The organism is Zoogloea sp. (genome assembly GCF_041908905.1).
Lineage (GTDB): Bacteria > Pseudomonadota > Gammaproteobacteria > Burkholderiales > Rhodocyclaceae > Zoogloea.
Genome location: NZ_JAYREK010000054.1, coordinates 1 through 20,733, shown reverse-complemented (window position 1 = coordinate 20,733; position 20,733 = coordinate 1). Strand labels below are relative to the sequence as shown.

Annotated in this window: 16 protein-coding genes; 10 read left to right on the top strand and 6 right to left on the bottom strand. The window is 67.8% G+C overall.

The window, feature by feature from the left end:
- Positions 1-185 precede the first annotated feature (185 nt).
- Complete coding sequence (locus ACE3OU_RS18010; protein ID WP_374242936.1) at positions 186-1,871, top strand: methyl-accepting chemotaxis protein; 1,686 nt, start codon at positions 186-188, stop codon at positions 1,869-1,871.
- A gap of 45 nt (positions 1,872-1,916) precedes the next feature.
- Here ACE3OU_RS18010 and ACE3OU_RS18005 read toward each other — a convergent pair whose 3' ends face one another.
- Both ACE3OU_RS18005 and ACE3OU_RS18000 read right to left on the bottom strand, forming a co-directional pair.
- Positions 1,917-3,011, bottom strand: a complete 1,095-nt coding sequence (locus ACE3OU_RS18005; protein WP_374242935.1) for a TrkA family potassium uptake protein — start codon at positions 3,009-3,011, stop codon at positions 1,917-1,919.
- Positions 3,008-3,559 carry a DUF2062 domain-containing protein gene (locus ACE3OU_RS18000; RefSeq protein WP_374242938.1) on the bottom strand — a complete coding sequence of 184 codons (552 nt, stop codon included), beginning with the start codon at positions 3,557-3,559 and terminating at the stop codon, positions 3,008-3,010. Before ACE3OU_RS18000 ends, ACE3OU_RS18005 begins: the two co-directional genes overlap by 4 nt.
- 209 nt (positions 3,560-3,768) lie before the next feature.
- Here ACE3OU_RS18000 and ACE3OU_RS17995 point away from each other — a divergent pair, with 209 nt between their 5' ends.
- From ACE3OU_RS17995 to ACE3OU_RS17985, 3 genes are all read left to right on the top strand, one after another.
- Positions 3,769-6,042, top strand: coding sequence for a DNA internalization-related competence protein ComEC/Rec2 (locus tag ACE3OU_RS17995; RefSeq protein WP_374242934.1), 2,274 nt, complete (start codon positions 3,769-3,771; stop codon positions 6,040-6,042).
- A gap of 72 nt (positions 6,043-6,114) precedes the next feature.
- The gene (locus ACE3OU_RS17990; protein ID WP_374242933.1) at positions 6,115-7,026 is read left to right on the top strand and encodes an alpha/beta fold hydrolase; all 912 of its coding nucleotides are present in this window, start codon (positions 6,115-6,117) and stop codon (positions 7,024-7,026) included.
- Positions 7,023-7,709, top strand: a complete 687-nt coding sequence (locus ACE3OU_RS17985; protein WP_374242931.1) for a DUF599 domain-containing protein — start codon at positions 7,023-7,025, stop codon at positions 7,707-7,709. The genes ACE3OU_RS17990 and ACE3OU_RS17985 overlap by 4 nt, the downstream gene beginning before the upstream one ends.
- A gap of 15 nt (positions 7,710-7,724) precedes the next feature.
- Here the strand turns inward: ACE3OU_RS17985 and msrB are convergent, their stop codons facing one another.
- From msrB to ACE3OU_RS17970, 3 genes are read right to left on the bottom strand one after another with little or no spacing between them, the layout of a single operon-like run.
- Complete coding sequence (msrB, locus tag ACE3OU_RS17980) at positions 7,725-8,123, bottom strand: peptide-methionine (R)-S-oxide reductase MsrB (protein ID WP_374242930.1); 399 nt, start codon at positions 8,121-8,123, stop codon at positions 7,725-7,727.
- A 57-nt stretch (positions 8,124-8,180) separates the two neighbouring features.
- Positions 8,181-9,350: a DUF2863 family protein gene (locus ACE3OU_RS17975; protein ID WP_374242929.1), complete on the bottom strand. Its 1,170-nt coding sequence runs from the start codon at positions 9,348-9,350 to the stop codon at positions 8,181-8,183.
- Between the two features lie 55 nt (positions 9,351-9,405).
- Entirely contained in the window at positions 9,406-10,230 is an 825-nt protein-coding gene (locus ACE3OU_RS17970) for a pyruvate, water dikinase regulatory protein (protein ID WP_374242928.1), read from the bottom strand.
- 225 nt (positions 10,231-10,455) lie between these two features.
- Between ACE3OU_RS17970 and ppsA the strand changes: the two genes are divergently transcribed.
- The 5 genes from ppsA to ACE3OU_RS17945 all read left to right on the top strand — a co-directional run bounded on the left by ppsA (position 10,456) and on the right by ACE3OU_RS17945 (position 16,712).
- A complete protein-coding gene (gene ppsA, locus ACE3OU_RS17965) occupies positions 10,456-12,825 on the top strand; it encodes a phosphoenolpyruvate synthase (RefSeq protein ID WP_374242927.1) in 2,370 nt (789 codons plus the stop codon).
- Positions 12,826-12,950: 125 nt separating this feature from the next.
- Positions 12,951-13,400: an NfeD family protein gene (locus ACE3OU_RS17960; RefSeq protein WP_374242926.1), complete on the top strand. Its 450-nt coding sequence runs from the start codon at positions 12,951-12,953 to the stop codon at positions 13,398-13,400.
- A gap of 10 nt (positions 13,401-13,410) precedes the next feature.
- On the top strand, positions 13,411-14,271 hold the full coding sequence (locus ACE3OU_RS17955) for an SPFH domain-containing protein (RefSeq protein ID WP_374242924.1): 861 nt from the start codon (positions 13,411-13,413) through the stop codon (positions 14,269-14,271).
- Between the two features lie 48 nt (positions 14,272-14,319).
- Positions 14,320-15,297, top strand: a complete 978-nt coding sequence (locus ACE3OU_RS17950; RefSeq protein WP_374242923.1) for an ABC transporter permease — start codon at positions 14,320-14,322, stop codon at positions 15,295-15,297.
- A complete protein-coding gene (locus ACE3OU_RS17945) occupies positions 15,297-16,712 on the top strand; it encodes an ABC transporter permease (RefSeq protein ID WP_374242937.1) in 1,416 nt (471 codons plus the stop codon). Before ACE3OU_RS17950 ends, ACE3OU_RS17945 begins: the two co-directional genes overlap by 1 nt.
- Before the next feature lie 3 nt (positions 16,713-16,715).
- Here ACE3OU_RS17945 and ACE3OU_RS17940 read toward each other — a convergent pair whose 3' ends face one another.
- Positions 16,716-18,146, bottom strand: a complete 1,431-nt coding sequence (locus tag ACE3OU_RS17940; protein ID WP_374242922.1) for a WS/DGAT domain-containing protein — start codon at positions 18,144-18,146, stop codon at positions 16,716-16,718.
- 175 nt (positions 18,147-18,321) lie between these two features.
- Here ACE3OU_RS17940 and ACE3OU_RS17935 point away from each other — a divergent pair, with 175 nt between their 5' ends.
- Positions 18,322-20,574 (top strand): EAL domain-containing protein, encoded by a 2,253-nt coding sequence (locus ACE3OU_RS17935; protein WP_374242921.1) that lies wholly within the window; start codon positions 18,322-18,324, stop codon positions 20,572-20,574.
- Positions 20,575-20,733 lie beyond the last annotated feature (159 nt).

Below are 20,733 nucleotides of genomic sequence, written 5' to 3'. Positions count from 1 at the left end.
GCGTCGGCTAACGCCGCGCGCTCGCACCAATGACGTGTCGGTCATCTCGGCACTGCCGTTCACCTTGTAACGCATCGTCGTTTCTTCAGGGACACCTGGCCCGTGCGCGGGGTTGGGGTGCTCAGAAGAAGACCGAGGAGGTCGTCGAGGCGCTGAAGCAGGGTGAGGCCGATCTGTCGGGCGGCGTGGCGCAATCCGCCTCGCAGCGCTGGAAGCAGGTCACCCAGGACTGGGAGGCCCTTCGCACGGGTGGCATGCAGCTGACCCAGCGGGAGAGCGTGGTGGCCCATACGCGCCTGATCGGCAAGGCCATAGATGCCTTGCACGACCTTTGGGACGATGGTGGCCTGAGCCTCGACCCGTCGGCCGACAGCTTTTACCTGATCGATGCAATAGTCCGTGGCCTCCCCGATGTGGGCGAGCGTCTCGGCCGCCTGCGGGCCCTGGGAACCGGCGTCTTGTCGTCCAAGGTCATCGGCGATCAGCAGCGCTACGACATCAGCGTCCAGTTGGGCGAGCTGCAGCTTGCCCAGCAGGCGATCAATGAAAACCTTCACCGGGCGGCCGCGGCCAATCCGGGCCTGAAGCCCTCCCTTGAGCGGCTTGAGAAGGAGTTCAACGCGCACACGCTGAAGGTCGTCGAGCATCTGCGGGAGAAGATCCTGAAGGGTGACTTCGAGATGGCGCCCCAAGCCTATTTCGACATGGCGACGGTGGCGATCGACGTGAGCTTCGCCAAGAACTACGACGAGTTGATCCCGGCCGTGCAGACGTTGCTGAAATCCCGTCTCGCCGGGCACCGGCAGACCTTTGCCCTCCATGCGGGGCTTGCCGGTGTGGCAGTGCTGGTGCTCATCTATCTGGCAACGGCCTTCTGTTTCGCCATGATGCAGTCGGTGAGCGAGCTGCGGATCGGTGCCCAGGCACTGGCCGCCGGTGACCTCCGGGCCCGCATCAACCTGACGGCCAATGACGAGCTGCGTCTGGTGGCCGGGCAGTTCAACGAGATGGCGGCGGCCTTCTCGACGGTGCTCGGCAAGGTCCAGTCCGGCGCCAACGATGTGGCGGGGGCGGCGGTGGCGCTCGCCGGTTCGGCCTCGCGCGTCTCCGACGGCTCCGAGCAGCAGAGCATGGCGGCCAGCGGCATGGCCGCCGCCATCGAAGAGATGACGGTGGGCATCTCCGAGATCGCCAGCAGCGCGGCTTCGGCTGAGGGGGTCTCGTCGGCCTCCGGGCGCATCTCGTCGGAGGGCGGCGCGGTGGTGGCCAAGACGGTGGGCGAGATGGAACTCATCGCCAGCTCGGTGCGTGAATCGGCGGCGGTGATCCAGGACCTGGGCGAGCAGTCCGCCCAGATCTCGACCATTGTGAGCTCCATCAAGGAGATCGCCGACCAGACCAACCTGCTGGCACTCAACGCCGCCATCGAGGCAGCCCGGGCCGGTGAAACCGGCCGCGGTTTCGCGGTGGTGGCCGACGAGGTGCGCAAGTTGGCCGAGCGCACCGCCAAGGCCACCGACGAGATCACCGGTATGGTGGCCGCGATCCAGAAGGGGACACGGCTGGCGGTGGAAACGATGAACGAAGGCGTCACCCGGGTCGAGGGTGGCGTCGAGCTGGCGAGGCAGGCCGGTGCCTCGATGGAGCAGATCCGCGCCGGTGCAAGCCAGGTGGTGGATGCGGTCACCGACATCTCGGCGGCGCTGCGCGAGCAGGGCGCGGCGAGCAACGAGATCGCCCGCAGCGTCGAACACATCGCCCAGATGGCCGAGCAGAACTCGGCGGCGGTGCGAGACACCGCCAACACCGCCCAACGCCTGGAAGGCCTGGCCCAGCACCTGCGGGACGAAGTTTCCCACTTCCACATCTGAGCGCCGGGCCCCCGCGGGGGCCGCGCGATACCCGATTAGACCCGTTCAGTCCGGCAGCAGCGCGCTCTCGAGCTCCTGCCGGCCCTGGGGCGAGGCCATCGCGATGACGTGCTGGCCCGGCGTCAGCATGAAGTCGTTGGGCGGGTTGAACACGAAATCCCCGTTGTGGCGCACCGCCAGCAGCACGTAGTTGGGGCTGCGCAGGCGCAGGGTCTCGAGGGCGCGCGGCTCGAAGCGCTCCGGCACCGGCACCTCCTCGAGGCGCAGCTTGTGTTCGGAGCGCAGCATCTCGTCGAGGAAGGACACCACGTGGGGGCGGATCATGCTCGAGGCGATCCGCATGCCGCCGGTGAAGTCGGGCGAGATCACGCTGTCGGCGCCCGCCTTGCGCAGCTTCTCGGCGTTGCGCACCTCGTGGCAGCGGGCCACGATGCGGACCTTCGGGTTGAGCTGCTTGGCGGTGAACACGATCATCAGGTTGCGGCTGTCGTCGCCGGTCACGGCAAACACGCCGTGGGCGTCCATGATTCCGGCGGACAGCAGCAGCTCGTCGTCGCTCGCGTCGCCGCCCAGGTAGACCAGGCCGGGGGTGCGCTCCCGCTGGGCCTCCATCGCCGCCTCGTCCGAGTCGATGGCCACGAAGTGCCGGTGGGTGGTGGTGAGCTCGTTGGCCACGTTGCGGCCGACCCGCCCGAACCCGCAGATGATGAAGTGGCTGTGCAGCTTGCGGACCTGTTTTTCCATGCGTCGTCTCCGCAGGGTGTAGTCGAGATCGGTTTCGAGAAAGAACACCGTGAGGCTGGTGAACAGAAAGGTGACGGCGCCGAAGCCGCCCAGGGCGATCAGGCCGGTGAACAGCCGCTCGCCGAAGCCATGGAGGGGAACGATCTCGCCGTAGCCCACCGTCGTGATGGTGATCAGCGTCATGTAGACGGCGTCGGAGAGGTTGGCCCGCTCGCCGCCGATCAGGTAGAAGCCGATGGTACCCACCGCGATCAGCGTGAGCAGCACCCCCACCGCAAAGTAGATGCGGATCAGGATGCGGGGCAGCTGGCTGTGCCGCGTGGGCGCGGGCGCCGTTTTGGGGCGGCGCAGGTGGAAGAAACGCCGCAGCAGTTCCAGCAGGTAGGTGATCCTCATGGCTGGCGGGTTCCGCGCCGCCGCCACGCACGGATGAGATACAGGCGCCAGGCGACGCGCACCACCAGGTAGCCCGCGGCGGACAGCGTCGCGGCGAGCACGATCAGGCCCAGCGCCAGCGGCCGGCCGAGGCCGAGCATCCAGTGGGTGAGGGATTCCAGCCAGCCGAGCAGGCCGGCGCCGCTCCAGTTGCCGGACCATTCGGGGGGGGCGGTGAATTGCCCCACGCTGCCGCCCAGGATCCACTCGCCGATCGAGAAGCCGAGCAAATACAGCGGGATGATGGTGAAGGGGTTGGTGTACAGGGTGGTGAGCAGGGCCAGCGGCAGGTTCACCCGGAACAGCACGCAGCACAGCGCCGCGCCCAGCATCTGGAAGGGCCCGGGGATCAGCCCGCAGAACATCCCCACGGCCACGGCACCGGCTGCCGAATGGCGGTTGAGGTGCCACAGCCGCGGATGCAGCAGCGTGTCGCCGAAGGGCGCCAGCCAGCGGTTGGCGGCCAGGGTTTGGTGATCGGGCAGGTGGCGCTTGAGCAGTCGTCGCATTGTCATGGAGGTGGGCGAAGGACGCCTGGCGGATCCGCCCCCGTTGCGCCCACGAGGATTCTAACCGAGCGCCCGGCCTTTGGCTGTGCGCGCAGGAGAGCAGGTTTTAGGATAGATTCCGGGTTATGGGATTTATCTTTTCGGCATTTGCTATTGGCATTCTGGCCTGTCAGCTGGTCGCCGCCCTGCCACCCTGCGGTGTGCCCTCGATGGCGGGTCTGGCGCTGCTTGCGCTGCTGGCGGGCCTGGGGCTGCGGATTGGCGCCGGCCGCGCGGGGCGTGCCGCGGGCGTCGCGATGTTGTTGATGGCCGCGGTGGCGGGCGGTTGGGCCTACGCGGCCTGGCGGGCGGAGCTGCGCCTCGCCGACGCCCTGCCCGGCGAGTGGGAGGGCCGCGACGTGGTGCTGACCGGCGTGGTCGCCGGCCTGCCCCAGGACTTCGAGCGGGGCCTGCGCTTCACCTTCGAGGTGGAGGAGAGTGCGGCGCCGGTGCCGCGCAAGCTCTCCCTCGCCTGGTACAAGGGCTTTCGTGACGAAGAATGGCATGCGCTGCCGCCCCTGCACGCGGGCGAGCGCTGGCAGCTCACGGTCCGCCTCAAGCGCCCCCATGGCAACGTGAACCCCGGTGGTTTCGACTACGAGCGCTGGTTGCTGGAACAGGGCGTCCGGGCCACCGGCTACGTGCGCCCGGCCCCCGACAACCGGCGCCTCGACGCCTTCGTGCCCGGCCTGATGAACGCTGTCGAGCGGCTGCGCGAGGGCGTGCGGGAGCGCTTCCGCAAGGCCTTGCCGGCGGGGGCCTACACCGGCGTGCTGGTGGCGCTGGTGGTGGGCGACCAGCGCTCGATCCCGCCGGAGCTGTGGCGGGTCTTCGCGCGGACGGGCATCTCCCACCTGGTGGCGATCAGCGGCATGCACGTGACGATGATCGCTGCCCTGTTCGCAGCCGCCGTCGGCGGGCTGTGGCGGCGCAGCCCGACCCTCGCGCTGCGCTGGCCGGCCCAGCAGGCCGGCGCGGTGGCGGGGTTTGCGATGGCGTTTGCGTACTGCCTGCTGGCCGGCTGGGGCGTGCCGGCCCAGCGCACCCTCTACATGCTGGGCTGCGTGGCCCTCGCGCTGGTGGCGCGGCGCGAGACGGCGCCCGCCCGGGTGCTGGCGCTGGCCCTGGCCGTGGTGCTGGTGCTCGACCCGTGGGCGGTGATGGCCGCCGGCTTCTGGCTGTCCTTCGGGGCGGTGGCGCTGCTCTTCCTGGTCAGTAGCGGCAGGCTGGCGCCCGAGGGGCGGCTGTGGAGCGCGCTGCGGACCCAGTGGGCGGTGACCCTCGGGCTGGTGCCGGCGCTGCTGGTGCTGTTCCAGCAGTTCTCGCTGGTGTCGCCGCTGGCCAACGCCATCGCGATCCCGCTGGTCAGCTTCGTCGTCACGCCGCTGGCGATCGGTTTCGCGATCCTGCCGCTGCAGATGCTGGCCGACCTTGCCCATGGGGCGCTGGTGCTGATGATGGTGCCCATCCAGTGGCTCGCCGGGCTGCCCTGGGCGAGCTGGCAGCAGGCTGCGCCACCGCTATGGCTGGCGGCACTGGCAAGCGTTGGCTGTGTGTGGGCGCTGCTGCCCCGGGGCACGCCGGCGCGCGGAGTCGGCCTGGCGATGGTGCTGCCGCTGCTGTTATGGACGCCGGCCCGGCCCGCGCCGGGCGAGGCCCGCGTAACAGTGCTCGACGTGGGCCAGGGCCTGGCGGTGCATGTGCAGACCGCCCGCCACGATCTGATCTATGACACCGGCCCGGCCTTCTCGGCCGACGCCAACAGCGGCGAGCGCATCCTGCTGCCCTACCTGCGGGCGGGGGGCGTGCGCCGGCTCGACACCCTGGTGGTCACCCACCAGGACAACGACCACTCCGGCGGTGCCGAGGCTGTGCTGACCGGCATTCCGGTCGATGAGGTGCGCAGCTCGCTGTCGGAGAACCACCCGGCCCGCCTGATCGCCGGCCCCCGCCACCAGCCCTGCGTGGCGGGCCAGGGCTGGGACTGGGATGGGGTGCGCCTCACCATGCTGCACCCCGGCCGTCCGGCGGACGACAGCCCGGGCAGCAAGACCAACGAGGTGGCCTGCGTGCTGCGGATCGAGGCGGGCGGCCTGTCGGCCTTGCTCACGTCGGACATCGAGGCCGCCTCGGAGCGGACTTTGCTGCAGGACCAGGCCGGGCGTCTGGCCAGCGATGTGCTGGTGGTGCCGCACCACGGCAGCCGCAGCTCGTCCACGGCGGCCTTCATCGAGGCGACGCGGCCGCGCTGGGTGGTCTTTCCGGTGGGCTATCTCAACCGTTTCCGCCACCCGAACGCCCAGGTGTGGGCGCGTTGGGCCGCCACCGGCGCGGCGATGTGGCGCACCGACGTGGCGGGCGCGGTGACGGTGCATCTGGCCCCCGGCGGCCCGCGCCTCGAGACGGCCCGCGAGGCGGCGCCGCGTTACTGGCATGGGCGCTGAGCGGGCGGGGCGCCGGGGTGCGTCGCCGATGCTATCCTTGGCCACCGCCATTCAACACGCCAAGCCGCCGCCATGAGCCCGAACCCCGCCCCCCGCCCGTCCGCCTCCGACACCCCTCCGCGCCGACGCAGCGTCCAGTGCGCCGGGCCCCACGGCCTGCACCGCATGTCCTATCTGGAGTGGGGCGATGCCGACAACCCGGACGTGCTGGTGTGCGTGCATGGCCTGACTCGCAACGGCCGCGATTTCGACGAGCTGGCCCGGGCGATGGCACCGCACTACCGGGTCGTCTGCCCGGACGTGGTCGGGCGCGGCCTGAGCAGCTGGCTGCCGGTGAAGACGGACTATCAGCTGCCCACCTACGTGGCCGACATGATCACGCTGATCGCCCGGCTCGACGTGGACAGCGTGCATTGGGTCGGCACCTCGATGGGGGGGCTGATCGGCATGCTCATCGCCAGCATCCCCGACAACCCGATCCGCCGGCTGGTGCTCAACGATGTGGGGCCGGTGGTGACCGCCGCGTCGCTGGCGCGTATTGGCCAGTATGTGGGCATGGCGCCGGTGTTTCCGCACTTCGAGGCCGCCGAAGCCTACATCCGGGCGGTCAGCGCCCCGTTCGGCCATCTGTCGGACGCCCAGTGGCGGCAGCTCACCGAGAGCTCGGTGAAGGCGGTCGACGGTGGCTGGGCGATGCGCTACGACCCGGGCATCGGCGAGCCCTTCCGCCAGACGCCGCTCCTCGAGGACGTCAGCCTGTGGCCGATCTACGACGCCATCGGCTGCCCGACCCTGCTGGTGCGGGGGGCGGAGTCCGACCTGTTGACCCGTGAGACGGCCGACGAGATGGGCCGGCGCGGCCCGCGGGCCCGGCTGGTGGAGGTGCCGGGCGTCGGCCACGCGCCGACCCTGATGGACGCCGGGCAGATCGCCCCGGTCCGTGACTTCCTGCTGGCCGCCGGGGCGGCAGGGGGCGGGCGATGAGCGGAGCCTGGCTGTCGGCCTTCAGCCTGGCCGACTGGGGCGCGATGGCGTGGTTTCTGGTGTGCTGGATGGGTTATGGCTGGATCGTCGAGCACGGGCCGCTGGGCAGTACGCGGGGGCTGCTGGGAGCGAGCCATGGGTTCCGACTCCAGTGGGGGCGCGAGATGCTGCGCCGCGACAACCGCATGGCGGATGTGGCGCTGATTGGCAACCTGATGCAGAACGTGTCGTTCTACGCCAACACCACGATCTACGTGATCGCCGGCCTGCTGGCCCTGCTCGGCACCATGGACCGGCTGATCGACGTGGCCTCCGACCTGCCCTTTGCCCGGCAGGTGTCTCGGGAGGTGTGGGAGGTGAAGCTGCTCCTGCTGCTGATGGTGTTCATCGTCGCGTACTTCAAGTTCACCTGGTCGCTCCGCCAGTTCAACATGCTGTCGCTGGTGGTGGGCGCCGCGCCGCCGCCGGACGAGGCCAGCGAGGACGACGCGAGGCGCTTTGCGCGCATCAACGCCCTGTCCGGGGACGAGTTCAACCGGGGGATCCGCGCCTACTATTTTGGCCTGGCGGCGGTGTTCTGGTTCATCCAGCCGTGGATGTTCGTGGCCGTCACGACGCTGATCATCGGCGTGCTGTACCGGCGCGACTTCCGTTCCCAGACCCTGGCGGCCATGCAGAAGTGAGGCCGCCGGCCGGCGTCAGTTGTCCTGCTCGAGCTTCACCGCCACCGAGTTGATGCAGTAGCGCAGGCCGGTGGGGGCCGGGCCGTCCTCGAAGACATGGCCCAGGTGGGCGCCGCAGTCCTTGCACAGGACCTCCGTGCGCAGCATGAAGTGGCTGCGGTCCTCGGCCTCCTCGACGTTCTCGGGGGCGGCGGCGGCGTAGAAGCTGGGCCAGCCGCAGCCCGAGTCGAACTTGTGTTCCGACGAGAAGAGGTCGGCGCCGCAGCACACGCAGCGATACTGGCCCGGTTCGTGGCAGTCCCAGTAGCGGCCGGTGAAGGCCCGTTCGGTGCCCTTCTGGCGGGTCACCTGGTATTCCTCGGGGCTGAGCTGGGCGCGCCATTCGGCGTCGGTCTTTTCGATCTTGCGGGTCATCGCAGTCTCCGGGGGCAAAAAAAGGCGGGGAGCACCCCGCCCGGGTCTGACCGTGGATCAGTGCAGATGTTTCGGCATCTGCTCGGCCTGTTCTTCGGGCAGCTCGGCATGCACCGCCTCGCCGTCGGGGGAGGGGTACATGGGGGCGCCGCAGTCGTCGCAGTACTCCATGGGGAACTCGTTGTCGAGCACCAGCACGTCGGCGATGCCGCAGGCGTGCAGGGTGGCCTCGATCTCGGCGAGGGTCTCGCTGCTCTCGTCCTCGGCGCCCAGCAGCGGCCACACCACGCCATGCACGACCTCGCTCTGGGCGCGCAGCGTGAAGCCGATGCGGTATTCCTCGACCTGGCGCTCGAAGAAGGGCGCCACCACGGCCCGCAGGCCGGTGGCCGGGGTGTCGAGGGTGGTGGACAGGAAGGCCACCGAGGCCTGGATGGAGTAGGGGCGCGAGGCCTTGTCGGCTTCGCGGCTGGCGGCGAAGTAGGCGTTGGGCAGCACGACCTCGAAGGCGCAGCCGGTGAGCAGCGGCGCGAAGCAGGCGCCGCCCTGGGCCCGCCATTGCTCCTGGGCCTGCTCGCGGGTGCAGTCTTCTTCCTGCCAGCGGAAGATCGGCGCGCCCTTCGGCACGACCACCGCCCCCAGCAGGTAGCGGGTGTCGGACAGGAACTGGGCGGTTTCGGGCAGGTTGTCGGTTTTTATGTGGAGGTCGGTGTCGGTGCCGGCGGCCTTGCCCAGGTGGGTCGCGAAATCGGCTGTGGCGCAGTAGCCCTGGGGCAGCTGGTCGGGGCTGAACAGGAAGTCGGCGAGGGCCAGCTTGACGTCCTTGGCGAGCACGTGGGCCTTGAGCTGCACGCGCAGGTTGGCCATGGCGGCGGCCGCGATCGGCGAGGCCGGAATGCGGTAGCGCGACCAGGCCATCACCGGGGCGGCGATCAGCAGCACGTCGTGCTGGTCGTCGGACTTGAGGGCACCTTCGGCCCGCGACTCGATCATGTCGGCCAGCTCGTCGTAGGCGTGGGCGCTGGCCGTGGAGAGATGGTCGAGGGCGGTGTTGAGGGCGTCTTCGTCTTCGGAGCGCAGCAGGTGGTCGACGGCGTCGGCCAGGCGCTGGTCCCAGAAGTGGTCTTCGGCACGGCTGCTCGAATCGGCCAGGCCATTGGCGAGCCACAGAAGCTGTTCGGCGTCCCGCGGCAGGCCGCCGCGGCGCCCGAGTCGGTTACGTTTCATCGGGGCTCTCCTTTTGAGTAATGGGGTCGATGGGCTGCAGGGGTGTCGGCCGGCCTCAGTAGGAGGGCGGGTCGAGGCGGATTTCCTGCAGGATGATGGTGGAGATCTCTTCGATGGACTTGGCGGTGGAGTCGAGCCATTTGATGCCTTCGCGCTTCATCATGCGCTGGGCGGCCTCGATCTCCTGGAGACAGTTCTCGAGGGAGGCGTAGCGGCTGTTGGGACGGCGCTCCTGGCGGATCTGCGACAGGCGGTCGGGGCCGATGGTGAGGCCGAACAGCTTGCCGCGGTAGCGGGTGAGTTCGACGGGCAGCTTGTTGCGCTCGAAGTCTTCGGGGATCAGCGGGTAGTTGGCGGCCTTGATGCCGAACTGCATCGCCAGGTAGAGGCTGGTCGGGGTCTTGCCGGAGCGGCTCACGCCCACCAGGATCACGTCGGCCTCGGCCAGGTCGGCGTGGGAGACGCCGTCGTCGTGGGTGAGGGTGAAGTTGATCGCCTCGATACGGCGCTTGTAGTCCTGGCTCTCGGCGATGCCGTGGAAGCGCCCGGCCGCATGGGTGGAGCGCTGGCCGAGTTCGTTTTCGAGGGGCTCGATGAACTTCTCGAAGAGATCGAGGAAGAGGGCGTCCGCCTCGCGCAGGCCGGCCACCGCGTCGGGGTCGACCAGGGTGTTGAAGACGATCGGGCGCAGGCCGGTTTCGACGGCCGCGTCGCGGATCTTCATGGCGCAGTCGCGGGCCTTGTCGGGGGAGTCGACGAAGGGCATGCGGTGCGGCTTGAAGCGGGTATCCGGAAACTGGGCGAGGAGACTGTGGCCGAGGGTCTCGGCCGTGATGCCGGTGCCGTCTGAGACGAAGAAAACGGGGCGGGTCTGGGTCATGAAAGTGCCGACAGGGATTGGACGATAGCGCGTGGCCCGGTGCTGCGGGCCGATGAAGCATCTTATCCCATTCCGGCCCCGAGGGCAGGCGCCGAGGGCCTTCCGCGGGCGTGGCAGGCGCCACGCATTAGGATAAACCCTGCATGCGGCATAGCAACAATGGTCTTACAATACGCGCCGATCAGAACTCCAACGCCGTTTTATTTTTCTCCCAGGAAGATCCTCATGGCCCGCAATGTCATTCCGTTCCAAGAACTTCGCATGAGCGACGTCGACCAGGTTGGCGGCAAGAACGCCTCCCTCGGCGAAATGATCAGCCAGCTGCCCGCCAGCGTGCGCGTTCCCGGCGGCTTCGCCACCACCGCCGACGCTTACCGCAAGTTTTTGTCCCATCAGGGCCTGGCCGAGCGCATCAGCGCCGCCCTCGAGAGCCTCGACGTGGATGACGTGGTGTCCCTGGCCCGCTGCGGCGCCCAGATCCGCCAGTGGATCGTCGACACCCCCTTCCCGGCCGATCTCGAAGCCGAGATCAAGGAAGCCTACGACCAGCTGACCGCCGAAGGCGACGGCAGCTTCGCCGTGCGCTCCTCCGCCACTGCCGAAGACCTGCCCGACGCCTCCTTCGCCGGCCAGCAGGAATCCTTCCTGAACATCCACGGCTACCAGAACATCCTGCACGCGATCAAGGAAGTGTTCGCGTCGCTGTACAACGACCGCGCCATCGCCTACCGCGTGCACAAGGGCTTCACCCACGCCGAGGTGGCCCTGTCCGCCGGCGTGCAGCGCATGGTCCGCTCCGACATCGGCGCCTCCGGCGTGATGTTCACCATGGACACCGAATCCGGCTTCGACGGCGTGGTGTTCATCACCGCCTCCTACGGCCTCGGCGAGACCGTGGTGCAGGGCGCCGTGAACCCGGACGAGTTCTACGTGCACAAGGCCACCCTGGCCCAGGGCAAGCCGGCGGTGATCCGCCGCAACCTCGGCTCCAAGCTGATCAAGATGGTCTTTGCCGACAAGAAGGAAGCCGGCAAGTCCACCCGCACTGTCGATGTGCCGGAAGCCGATCGCAATGTTTACTCCCTCACCGACGCCGACGTGCTCGAGCTGGGCCGCTATGCGATGATCATCGAGCAGCACTACGGCCGCCCGATGGACATCGAGTGGGGCAAGAGCGGCGACGACGGCAAGCTGTACATCCTGCAGGCCCGCCCGGAGACCGTGAAGAGCCAGCAGTCCGGCCACGTGATGGAGAAGTACCGCCTCAAGCAGTATGGCAAGTCCCTCACCCACGGCCGCGCCATCGGCCAGAAGATCGGCGCCGGTCAGGTGCGCGTCGTCAAGGACGCCTCCGAGATGGAACGCGTCAAGGCCGGCGACGTGCTCGTCACCGACATGACCGACCCGAACTGGGAGCCGGTGATGAAGCGCGCCTCCGCGATCGTCACCAACCGCGGCGGCCGCACCTGCCACGCGGCGATCATCGCCCGTGAGCTGGGCATCCCGGCCATCGTCGGCTGCGGCAACGCCACCGAAGTGCTGAGCGAGAACGACGACGTCACCGTCTCCTGCGCCGAAGGCGACACCGGTTATGTTTACCGTGGCAAGCTCGACTTCGAGGTCGTCACCACCGACACCGGCAACCTGCCCGAAATCCCCGTCAAGATCATGATGAACGTGGGCAACCCGGAGCTGGCCTTCGAATTCGCCCAGATCCCGAACGGCGGCGTCGGCCTGGCCCGCCTCGAGTTCGTGATCAACAACATGATCGGCATCCACCCGAAGGCGATCCTCGAGATCAACCAGGTGCCGGCCAGCCTGCGCAACGAGATCCTGCGCCGCTCCCGCGGCTACGCCACGCCCAAGCAGTTCTTCATCGAGAAGCTGGTCGAAGGCGTCGCCACCATCGCCGCGGCCTTCTATCCGAAGCCCGTCATCGTCCGCCTGTCCGACTTCAAGTCCAACGAGTACCGCAAGCTGCTCGGCGGCGAGATCTACGAGCCGGAAGAAGAAAACCCCATGCTGGGCTTCCGCGGCGCGTCCCGCTACATCGCCCACAGCTTCCGCGACTGCTTCGAGATGGAATGCGCCGCGATGAAGAAGGTGCGCAACGAGCTGGGCCTCACCAACGTGCAGCTGATGGTGCCCTTCGTGCGTAACGTCGAAGAGGCCCAGGGCGTCGTCGAGCTGCTGGCCGAGCATGGCCTGAAGCGCGGCGAGAACGACCTCAAGCTGATCATGATGTGCGAGATCCCGTCCAACGCGCTGCTGACCGAAGAGTTCCTGAAGCACTTCGACGGCTACTCCATCGGCTCCAACGACCTGACCCAGCTGACCCTGGGCCTCGACCGCGACTCCGGCCTGGTGGCCCACTCCTTCGACGAGCGCGATCCGGCCGTCAAGATCCTGCTGTCGATGGCGATCAAGGGTGCCAACAAGCTGGGCAAGTACGTCGGCATCTGCGGTCAGGGCCCCTCGGATCACCCCGATCTGGCCGAGTGGCTGATGGACGAAGGCATCCAGACCATCTCCCTGAACCCCGATACCGTGGTTGACACCTGGCTGAAGCTGTCGGCCCACAGCAAGGGCGAGTAATCCGCCAGGCTGTCGCTGCGGCGATCAAGGCCGGCCCACCGAAAGGGGGCCGGCCTTTCTCATTGGCGCGCCGGTCATGGCCGCGTCACGGCCTTTGGTTCAGAATGTCCGCTGGAGGTGACGCGATGAGCTTCGAGTGGTGGCACTGGATCGTGCTGGGCATTGCGCTGGTGATCGCCGAGCTGGCGGTGCCGGCCTTCTTCATCATCTGGTTCGGGCTGGGCGCCCTGCTGGTGGGGCTGGCGATGCTCGCCGTGCCGCTGGGGGCCACGGCCCAGATCGGGCTGTGGGTGGTGGCGTCGGTGGCGATGGTGGGGCTGTGGTTCCGGGTGTTCAAGGGCGGCGAGTATCTGCGCTCGCGCACGCGGGTGGGGCAGTCGGACGGCGAGCCGATCGGCGAGATCGGCCTGATGACCAAGCCGGCCGAGCCCTTCGCCCGGGGCCGGCTGCGCTTCCAGAAGCCGGTGCTGGGGGCGGAGGAGTGGGAGTGCGTCGCCGATGCGCCCATCGCGGTGGGCGAGCGGGTGCGGGTGGTGGCGATCGAGGGCAGTTTCCTGAAGGTTGTGAAAGCGTGAGGAGCAGGCCATGAGTGATGCAATGTTCGTCGTGCTGGCGATCCTGGTGTTCGTGGTGGTGACGATCGCCAAGGGGGTGCGCATCGTGCCCCAGGGCGAGGAGTGGATCGTGGAGCGGCTGGGCAAGTACTACGGGACGCTGAAGCCGGGCCTCAACATCATCATTCCCTACCTCGACCAGGTGGCCTACAAGCTGGTGACCAAGGACATCATCCTGGACGTGCAGGAGCAGGAGGTGATCACCCGCGACAATGCGGTGATCCTCACCAACGCGATCGCCTTTTTAAAGGTGACCGATCCGGTGAAGGCGGTGTACGGCGTGACCGACTTCTCCGAGGCGATCCGCAACATGATCATGACCACCCTGCGCTCGATCATCGGCGAGATGGAGCTCGACGAGGCGCTGTCGAGCCGCGACAAGATCAAGGCGCGCCTGCGCGAGATGATCGCCGACGAGGCTGTTGACTGGGGCCTCACGGTGAAGTCGGTGGAGATCCAGGACATCAAGCCTTCCGAGTCGATGCAGAAGGCGATGGAGCAGCAGGCCTCGGCCGAGCGGGAGCGCAAGGCCGTGGTGACCCGCGCCGAGGGTGCCAAGCAGGCGGCGATCCTCGAGGCGGAGGCGCGCCTGGAGTCGTCGAAGCGCGACGCCAACGCCCAGGTGATGCTGGCCGAGGCGTCGGCCGAGTCGATCCGCCGGGTGGCCGCCGCGGTGGGCACCGAGACGGCGCCGATGCTGTTTTTGCTCGGCGAGAAGTACATCGCGTCCCTCGAGCGGATGGGCTCCACCGACAACGCCAAGGTGGTGGTGTTGCCGGCCGACCTGCAGGAGGCGGTGCGCGGCCTGGTGGGCGGGGCGCTGAAGCGCTAGCCGCCGGGGCTTCGTCATCGGCGCGGGGCCATGTAGGATAGGCGCCCTATGTTTGCCTACATCGTCCGTCGCCTGCTGTACGCGCCGCTGATCCTGATCGGCGTCAATCTGCTCACGTTCGCGCTGTTCTTCGTCGTCAATACCCCCGACGACATGGCGCGCATGCAACTGGGGGCCAAGCGCGTGACCCCCGAGGCCATCGAGCGCTGGAAGGTGGAACGGGGGTACGACAAGCCGCTGCTCTTCGATGGCGCGGCGGAGGGCACGCAGAAGCTCACCCACACCATCTTCTTCGAGAAATCCCTGCGCATGTTCGTGTTCGACTTCGGCCGGGCCGACGACGGGCGCGACATCGCCAACGAGCTCAAGACACGGATGGGGCCGTCCCTGGCGATCGCGCTGCCGACCTTCGTGCTGGGCCTGTTCGTGACGGTATCCTTCGCGCTGCTGCTGGTGTTCTTCCGGGCGTCGTATCTGGATTTCTGGGGCGTGGTGCTGTGCGTGGCGATGATGTCGATCTCGGGCCTCTTCTACATCATCGGCGGCCAATGGCTGGTGTCCAAGGTGTGGCACCTGGTGCCGATCTCGGGCTACGGCGAGGGGCTGGACGCGGGGCGCTTCCTGGTGCTGCCGGTGGTGATCGGGGTGATCGCCGGCATCGGCGGCAGTGCGCGCTGGTATCGCACGATCTTCCTCGAGGAGGCGGGCAAGGACTACGTGCGCACGGCGCGGGCCAAGGGATTGTCCGAACTCCAGGCGCTGTTCCGCCATGTGCTCAAGAACGCGATGATCCCCATCCTGACCGGCGTGGTGGTGGTGATCCCGTCGCTCTTCATGGGCAGCCTGATCTATGAGTCCTTCTTCGGCATCCCGGGGTTGGGCAGCTACACCATCGACGCGATCAACTCGCAGGACTTTCCGGTGGTGCGGGCGATGGTCTTCATCGGCTCGCTGCTCTACATCGTGGGGCTGATCCTCACCGATCTGTCGTACACCTTGGTCGATCCGCGGGTGAGGCTGGAATGATGGGCTTTCAACCGGTGGTCCTGTGGACCGATCTGCTGCTCTTCGGGCTCGTCGGCTGCATCGCGCTGGCGGCCTGGAGCGCCCGGCGCAGCGAACCCATGCGCGCCGCCTGGGGGCGGGTGGGGGCGAGCGGGGTGGGGATGACCTCCCTCACGCTGCTGCTGCTCTTCGTGCTGGTGGGGCTGGTCGACAGCCTGCATTACCGGGAGCGCCTGGTGCCCGCCGGCGCCGAGGCGGCCGGGGCGAAGCCGCAACTGTCCTCCGAGGTCCGCAGCGCCCTCGATGCCCTGGCCGAGCCCCTGCGCACGCGGGTCGAGAAGACCTACTCGGCGCCATTGGCCTGGCAGCTCTTCGCCAAGCAGACGGTGGAGGGCAAGGATGGCGCCCAGCACCGGGAGTTCCCGCGTCTCAAGTACGGTGGGGCAGGGTTGAAGTATCCGGAGCAGGATCTCCCCGGCGACGTGGCGGGGCGCATCACGATGGGGCTCGCCGCGGCGGCTGGTGGCTGGCTCGTGCTGGCGGGGCTGGTCGTGGGGCTGGTGGCCCGCGCCCGCCGGGTGCCCTTCGGGGCCGGCTGGCGGGCGGTGTGGCGGGGCAAGGGCGGGCTGGCCTGGCGGGCGATGCTGCTCACCCTCGCCGGCGTGTTGCTGGTGGTGGGTCCGCTTGCCGCGCTGGCTACCGAATACCACGTGTTCGGCACCGACAAGGTGGGGCAGGACGTGCTCTTCCTCACCCTCAAGAGCATCCGTACGGCGCTGGTGATCGGCACCCTGACGACCCTCGTCACGCTGCCCCTGGCGGTCGTCCTCGGCGTCGTCGCGGGTTACCTGGGCGGCTGGGTGGACGATGTGATCCAGTATCTCTACACGGTGCTCAACTCCATCCCCGGCGTGCTGCTGATCGCCGCGGCGGTGCTGATGATGCAGGGGGTGATCGACACCCATCCCCAGTGGTTCGAGACCGCCGCCGAGCGGGCGGACGCGCGCCTGCTGGCCCTGTGCCTGATCCTCGGGATGACCAGCTGGACCGGCCTGTGCCGCCTGCTGCGCGGCGAGACCCTCAAGCTGCGGGAGCTGGAGTACGTGCAGGCCGCGCGGGCCTTCGGCGTGTCGACCCGGCGCATCCTGGCCAGCCACGTGCTGCCCAACCTGATGCACCTGATCCTGATCGCGCTGGTGATGGATTTCTCGGGCCTGGTGCTGGCCGAGGCGGTGTTGTCCTACGTCGGCATCGGCGTCGATCCCAACACCATCAGCTTCGGGACGATGATCAACGCGGCCCGCATGGAGCTGGCCCGCGAGCCCATGGTGTGGTGGAGTCTGATGGCGGCCTTCATCTTCATGTTCGTGCTGGTGCTGGCCGCCAACCTGTTTGCGGACGTGGTGCGGGACGCCTTCGACCCGCGGGCGAGTTGAGCCTCAGGCGGTTTTAGGGGTCGCTTTCTTCCGGCGGGGCTTGGGCGCGGGCGGTGGGCTGGGGGCGACATCCGGGGCGAGGGCGGCAAGCTGGGCGGTGATCCGGCCGGTGATGGCCGACGGGTCGGCCACCATGGCGGTGTCCGCCAGCAGGCCGAGCTGGTAGTGGCCGTCGTAGGCCACGAGGCTGATCGCCAGGCCGAGGTCGCCGGAGGTCGGGCTCCAGAAGACCTCCTCGGCGATCTTCGCGCCGGCGAGGTAGCGCGCCTGGCGCGAGCCCTGTACATGGCACAGCACGGCGCTGGTCTTGGCGGCCAGCAGGCGCAGGGTCTGCTCCTGGACGGCTTTGCGGGTCTGCCCGATGAGGCTGAAGATGCCCAGCGCGCTCTGGGTGTCGTAGGCCTTGGTGAAGAGGGCCACGCGGCGGTGGGTTTCGCGCAGGCGCTCCTGCGGGTCGGCGATGCCCACCGGAAGCTCGATGAGCATCAGCCCGCTGCGGTTGCCGAGCACCTCGTCGGCGTCGGCGTCGCGCAGGTTCACCGGCATCAGGGTGCGCAGCTCCACGCCTTCCGTCGAGGTGCCCTGTTCCCGCAGGTAGTCGTGCAGCGCGCCGCTCAGGCCGGCCAGCAGCACCGCGTCGGCCGTCGTGTGGGTGGCTTCGGCGCGCGCCTGGACCAGGCTTTCGGGGAGGGGCTGGCTCCAGCTGACCCGCTTGGTGCCGCCAGGGCGGCCCTTCAGGAAGGTCCTGCTGTCGTCCTGCAGGCCGGTGAGCTTGCCGATCTCGAGGGTCAGCGCGGCGCTGGCCCGGGCATAGTCGAACACCTGCTGGGGGTTGAGCATGAGGCTCAGATACCTTGCCCAGAACGCGCCCGACGCCGTGATGCTGTCGATCATGCTGCGGGTGAGCGGGGCGCAGAGCTGCTCGAAGATGTTGCCGGCCTGTTCCGCGGTGGCGGGCGGCGGGGGCGTATCGGCCGTGGGTGTGTCGTCGGTCAGCGAGCGCAGGACGCTGAACAGCGCGATGCTGTCGGCGATGCAGTGGTGGATGCGCACGATCAGTGCGCTCCCCTGCCTGTACTGCCCGACGAGATGCAGCTGCCACAGCGGCCGTTGCGGGTCGAGGGGCGTTGCGGCCAGTTCGCTGACGACGGCCTCCAGGGCGGCCTGTTCGTCACCGGCCGGCAGGGGAAGGTCGACGATGTGGGCGCTCATGTCCACCTGGCCGCTCTCCCAGATCGCCCCTGCGCTGTCCCGCAGCACGTGCTGGCTGAAGCGTTCCAGGCGCAGCAGGCGAGCCCGGAGGAGGGTTTCGAGTCGCTGCCGGTCGAGCGGGGTTTCGAGCACCAGCACGCCGACGACCTGCATCAGGTTGGTCTCCCGTTCGATCTGAAGCCAGGTCATGTCCAGGCTGCCGAGTCGTTCAAGTTTGCTCATGGGGTGCTTTCTCCGGGAAGGCGGGCGAACGCTGCGTTTGAATTCTGCGCCCATTCTTCGGGGGGAGGGAAGCAATTCCACGCGCCGCGGCGGGTTAAAGAAGCGTTGCCCGCGTGCCGTAGAACATTACCAATTGCGGGAGTCCTGCTCGCATCCGGCTTTCGGATTTTCCATTATGTCTATGCTCGCGGTTACTCGCCCCGAAGAGTTCATCGAGTTTCTCGAAGACGATGAATCGGCCCACGCAACGCCTGCCGAGCGTGCCTGGAAAGTTCTCATCGTCGATGATGATGCGGAAGTGCATCAGGCCACCTTGTTTGCGCTCCGGGGGGTGACCATCTGCGGCCGCAAGCTCGAACTGCTGAACGCGGCCTCGTCGCTCGAGGCGCGGGCCGTGCTCGAGAGGAACCCGGATGTGGCGGTGATCCTTCTCGATGTGGTCATGGAGAGCCACGATGCCGGGTTGGCCCTGGTCCGGGTCATTCGCGAGGAACTCGGCAGGCGCGACACGCGGATCATCCTGCGCACCGGGCAGCCGGGCTATGCGCCCGAGCTCAGCGTGATCCGCGACTACGACATCAACGATTACCGCACCAAGTCCGAGCTCACCCACACTCGCCTCATCACGACCCTCACGGCGGCGATCCGCTCCTATGAGCAGATCGGCGCCCTGGACGAGAGTCGCCGTGGCCTCGAACTCCTGATCGAAACGGGCAATCAGCTCTTCGTGCCGCGGGACGTGCAGGCCTTCGCCGATGCGGCGCTGAGGCACCTCGAGGGCTTTTTCGGGGCGCCGCTCAGCGCCGTCTTTTATGGCCCTTCCGATGGCGGGCTGCAGGGGCCCGGTGGCGAGACTCCGTGCATCCTTGCCGCCTCGGGGGACTATCGCGAGCTGGCTGGAAAACCGCTCTCCGACGTCGGCAACGAAGCGCTGGTGAACTCCCTGCGCAGCGGCCTCGCGGCGCGACGACATGTATTCGATACCGGCTCGGCCTGCCTCTATATCGGACGCACCCACGGCAAGGAGGCGCTGATCCACGTCGATCTGTCGCGCCCCGCCACCGAGCTGACCCTGCGGATGATCGAAGTGCTGTGCGTGAGCCTGGGTGTCGGCTTCGAGAATGTAGTGCTGTTCGAGCGGCTGCGTTTCTTCGCCTACTACGATCCGCTCACCCGGCTGCCCAATCGTACCCGTTTCCTCGATCGCATCGACGAGGAGCTGCCCACCTTGACGGCGGGGGGATGGCTGCTGGGCATCATCGACATCGTCCGTTTCGCCGAGCTGAACGACGCCCTCGGTCACCGTAGCGGTGATCTGCTGCTCGTCGAGGTAACCCGGCGCCTTCAGGCCTGGGTGGGGCCGGATGCCTTGGTGGCGCGCGTCGCCGGCGACGCCTTCGGGGTGTGCTGGCGGTCAGGGCGTGAAACCGCGCCTGCCATCCTGGACGTCTTCGCGGTGCCATTCACCGTGCGTGGCCACGCGATCCCGATGCGTGCCCGGGCGGGCTTCGTCGATCTCGCGCCGACGCCCGGTGGCGCCGTCGAGCTTCTCAAGCGTGCCAACCTGGCCCTCAGCCACGCCAAGCAGGCCGGTAGCCAGCATTGGCAATTCTTTTCGGGGGACATGGAGTCTTCCACCCAGAACCGTGTGCGGCTCCTGACCGAACTGCGTTCCGCGCTGCAGCAGGGAAAAGGGCTCCGATTGCACTACCAGCCCCAGGTGGCGTCCGGCAGCACGGAGCTACTGGGGTGCGAGGCCCTGATCCGGTGGGTCAAGCCCAGCGGCGAGGTGGTCTCGCCGGAAGTATTCATTCCTCTCGCTGAATATACGGGGATGATCGTCGATATCGGCGAATGGGTGATCTCCGAGGCCTGCCGGCAGGTGGTGCGCTGGGACGCCCAGGGGATGCCGGGCTTCCGGATGGGCATCAACATTTCGGCGGCCCAGTTTCGCGAGGCGGATTTCGTGGCGAAGACCGCTCGAATCATCACGGAGAGCGGTGTCGACCCCGCAAGGCTCGAGTTCGAGATCACGGAGTCTGTCGCAATGGAGGATCCCCTGTCTGTCGCCAATCAGTTGCGTGAACTCAAGGCCCTGGGGCTGAGGGTGGCCGTGGATGATTTTGGTTGTGGATTCTCGTCCCTCGGCAGTCTCAACCGCCTGCCCTTTGACAGGGTCAAGATCGATCGCGCCTTTGTGCGGGAGTTGACCCCGGAAACAAAGGAAGACTGTATCGCGACGATGATCATCCGGCTGGCGAAGAGTCTCGGTCTCGAGGTCATCGCGGAGGGCGTCGAAACCCATCAGCAGGCCGGGTTGCTGGAAGAAATGGGATGCCAGGAGATGCAGGGTTTCCTTTATGCGAGCCCCATGGGGGCTGAGGCCCTGGAGCAGTGGATCGCCGGGCGGGGGCTTGTTTCACATTAGCCGCCGGCCCTTCTTCGTCACCTTCTGGCTGGCGGCCTGAAATTTATTTTCCCAAACGTGTTGACGGGTTCCGATAGTTCTTTATAATGCGCGCTCTCTTGCTGCAGCGCACTGATGTCTGGGGCGCGGTAGCGGGGAGGTAGCAGCAGGGCCGGTTGG